The organism is Dietzia sp. CQ4, from assembly GCF_014145125.1.
In the GTDB taxonomy this organism is placed as follows: domain Bacteria; phylum Actinomycetota; class Actinomycetes; order Mycobacteriales; family Mycobacteriaceae; genus Dietzia; species Dietzia natronolimnaea.
The window spans coordinates 1-3,816 of the sequence record NZ_JAALDZ010000443.1; the positions used below are offsets into that span (position 1 = coordinate 1).

Consider the following 3,816-nt stretch of genomic DNA (forward strand, 5'->3'; position numbering starts at 1 on the left):
CCCGGCCCCCGTGCCGGGAGTCGACTGCCGGGCGGTGAGCTGACCCGTGGCCGCCCCCGCACCCGGAACGCAGGCGGCTCCGGCCCCGCCCCGCCGCGGCAAGGAGCTCGTGCTGCTGGTCGCCGCCTCGGTGATCGTCGGATTCGCACTGCTCCTGGTCCAGCTGGCCCAGGAGCAGGAACTCAGCCTCACACTGCTCTGGCTCACCCTCGCCTACCTCGGTCTGTGCGGCGGCGCCCACCTGCTGATCCGGTGGTTGGCCCCCTTCTCGGACCCGGTGCTCCTGCCGGCCGTGGCCCTGCTCAACGGCCTGGGCCTGGTGCTGATCTACCGCCTCGACCTGGCGTACGCGGCGCGCGCCGTGGCCAACGGCACCGACCCGCCGGGGATGGACGTCACCCGGCAGCTGCTGTGGACCCTCATCGGGCTGGCCTTCATGGCGGCCGTGTTGTACTTCCTCCGGGACCACCGGGTGCTGTCCCGGTACGGCTACACCATGGGTTTCGCCGGCCTGGTGTTGCTGGCGATCCCGGCGGTGCTGCCCGCCCGGTTCTCCGAGATCAACGGCGCCAAGAACTGGATCATCCTGCCCGGCTTCACCATCCAGCCCGGCGAGTTCGCCAAGATCCTGCTCATCATCTTCTTCGCCTCGATCCTGGTCGAGAAGCGGGAGCTGTTCACCAGCGCCGGTCGGCGGATCCTCGGCGTGGACCTGCCCCGCGGGCGTGACCTCGGGCCGATCATCGTGGCGTGGTTCCTGTCCCTGGGCGTGCTGGTGTTCAACACGGACCTCGGCATGGCGCTCCTGCTCTTCGCCACCGTGCTCACCATGCTCTACGTGGCCACCGAGCGGGTCAGCTGGTTGCTCATCGGCGTGGTGCTGGTGGGCATCGGTGGCGTGCTGGCCTACGCCCTCTTCGGGCACGTGCGGGTGCGGTTCCAGATCTGGCAGGACCCCTTCGCCTACTTCGACACCGGCGGTTATCAGAGCTCGCAGGCACTGTTCGGTCTCGCCTCCGGCGGCATGGGCGGCACCGGACTCGGCAACGGGCGGCCGGACCAGGTGCCGTTCGCGGGCACCGACTTCATCACCTCCACGATCGGCGAGGAACTGGGCCTGATCGGCCTCGCCGCCGTGCTGATGATCTACACGATCATCGTCCTGCGCGGGATCCGCGTGGGTCTGACCATCAGGGACAGCTTCGGCAAACTCGTCGCCGTCGGCCTGGCCTTCACCGTGGCCATCCAGGTGTTCGTGGTGGTCGGCGGGGTCTCCACCCTCATCCCGCTCACCGGGCTCACCCTGCCCTTCATGGCCTACGGCGGGTCGAGCCTGCTCGCCAACTACGCCCTGCTGGCCATCCTGCTCCGGTTGTCGGACGACGCCCGGCGGCCGCTGCCGACCCCGCGTCAGACTCCCGCGCTCGCCGAGGCCGCCACGGGCATGATGCGGACCCCGCTGCTGGCCCGCGTCCGGAAGTCCGGGTGAGCGCCGCGTGAACGCCGCCATCCGCAGGATCGCGATCGCCGCCATCGTCATGGTGGTCGCGCTGCTCCTGCAGCTCACCTGGGTGCAGGTCTTCCGCGCCGACGACCTGCGCGCCGACCCCCGCAACACCCGGATGCTGCTCGACGAGTACTCCCGCCAGCGCGGGCAGATCACCGCCGGCGGCCGGGTGCTGGCCATGTCGGTCCCCTCCGAGGGCAGGTACGAGTTCGAGCGCACCTATCCCACCGGTCCGACCGCGTTCGGCCCGACGGTCGGGTACTACTCCCTGCAGTTCGCCACCTCGGGGATCGAACAGTCCCAGGACGCGTTCCTCAACGGGTCCGACCCGCGGCTGCTCTCCCAGCGCATCTCGGGGCTCATCTCCGGACGCACCCCCCAGGGCGGTTCGGTGGAGCTGACGCTCGACCCCGTCGCCCAGGAGGTCGCCTACGCGGCGCTGCAGCGGGGCGCGGGCCAGGGGCCCTTCGTGGGTTCCGTGGCGGCGGTCCGACCCTCCACCGGCGAGGTCCTGGCGCTGGCCTCCAGCCCGTCCTTCGATCCCAACGCCCTGTCCAGCCAGGAGCAGACCGTCCGCACGCAGGAGATGGCGCGGATCGAGCAGAGCCCCGACCGGCCGCTGCTCAACCACGCCACCCAGCAGTCCCTGCCTCCCGGGTCCACCATGAAGGTCATCACCACCGCCGCCGCCCTCGAGTCCGGGATGGGACCGGAGACCCCGGTCTCCGGCGCGGACCGCACCCTGCTGCCCGGGACCTCCACGTTCCTGCAGAACTACGCCGGCCAGACCTGCGGGGGCGGCACCGTGACCCTCCGCACCGCGTTCGAGCTCTCCTGCAACGTGCCCTTCGTGGAGCTCAGCCAGGAGATCGGTGCCGACGCGTTCACCGAGATGGCCGAGCGCTTCGGTGTGGACGGCGGTCAGCCGGACGAGCTCGGGATCCCCGCGGCGCCGTCCGGGCTCGGCCAGATGGAGGACGCCGCCCAGCTCGCCATGAGCTCGATCGGTCAGAGCGATGTCCGCATGACCACGCTGCAGAACGCCATGGTGGCCGCGACCGTGTCCAACGGCGGGGTGCGTATGCAGCCGAAGCTGATCCGTTCGCTCACGGCGCCGGACCTCTCCGTGGTGCAGGGGTTCACCCCCGAGGACGCCGGACGCGCCCTCACCGACGAGCAGGCCGGCACCCTCACCGAGCTCATGGAGGGCGCGGAGCGCAACGCCGGGGGCGGCCTGCCCGGGGTGACCATCGCCTCCAAGACCGGCACCGCGGAGCACGGCGTGGACGCCGCGGAGTCCGTCCCCTACACCTGGTACATCGCGTTCGTACCCGGGCAGGACGTGGCCGTGGCCGTGGCGATCGAATCGGGGCCGGGCGTCACCCGCGACACTGTGGGCTCCACCTACGCCGCCCCCATCGGGCGCGAGGTCCTCGGTGCCCTCCTCGGGGGAGCCGGATGAGCCTCAACTCCGGAGCGCTCCTGTCCGGCCGGTACCGCCTGTTGCGCCTGATCGCCACGGGCGGGATGGGTCAGGTCTGGGAGGCCGCCGACGCGGTGCTGGACCGGCACGTGGCGGTGAAGGTGCTCAAGGCCGAGTTCTCCTCCGACCAGGAGTTCGTCGAGCGGTTCCGGTCCGAGGCCAAGGTGACGGCACGGATCTCGCACCCGGGGATCGCGACGGTCTACGACTACGGGCAGATCGACGACCCGGCCTCGGGTAGCCCACTGTCCTACCTGGTCATGGAGCTCGTGGTGGGCGAGCCGCTGTCCGACGTCCTGTCCCGCGAGGGGTCGCTCCCGCTGCGCCACACCCTCGACATGCTGGAGCAGACCGGTCGCGCGCTCAACGCCGCACACGCGATCGGGTTGGTGCACCGGGACGTCAAGCCGGGCAACATCCTCATCACGCCCTCCGGGCAGGTCAAGCTCACCGATTTCGGCATCGCCAAGTCGATGGGGTCCGCGGCGGTCACCCAGGCCGGGATGGTCGTGGGCACCGCCCAGTACATCGCCCCCGAGCAGGCCATGGGGCACGAGACCACCCCGGCCGGTGACGTGTACTCGCTCGGCGTGGTGGGGTACGAGTGCGTCTCCGGGCGCAGGCCGTTCGTGGCCGATTCACCGGTGAGCGTGGCGATGATGCACGTCCGGGAGACGCCGCCACCGCTGCCCGACTCGGTGCCGCCGCCGGTCCGCAGGCTCCTCGCCGACGCCATGGTCAAGGACCCGGCTCGCCGGTACCCGGACGGCGAGGCCTTCGCCGAGGCGGTGGCCGACGTGCGCGCCGGGCGCGACCCCCGACCGCC

Annotated in this window: 3 protein-coding genes; all 3 read left to right on the plus strand. The window is 71.3% G+C overall.

Annotated elements, in window-relative coordinates:
• Positions 1–46: 46 nt before the first annotated feature.
• The gene (locus G6031_RS18580; RefSeq protein ID WP_182644383.1) at positions 47–1,489 is read left to right on the plus strand and encodes an FtsW/RodA/SpoVE family cell cycle protein; all 1,443 of its coding nucleotides are present in this window, start codon (positions 47–49) and stop codon (positions 1,487–1,489) included.
• 7 nt (positions 1,490–1,496) lie between these two features.
• The gene (locus tag G6031_RS18585) at positions 1,497–2,969 is read left to right on the plus strand and encodes a penicillin-binding transpeptidase domain-containing protein (protein ID WP_182654092.1); all 1,473 of its coding nucleotides are present in this window, start codon (positions 1,497–1,499) and stop codon (positions 2,967–2,969) included.
• Positions 2,966–3,816: serine/threonine-protein kinase (locus G6031_RS18590; protein WP_182654093.1), on the plus strand; the 851-nt coding region annotated here is incomplete at its 3' end. The genes G6031_RS18585 and G6031_RS18590, both read left to right, overlap by 4 nt.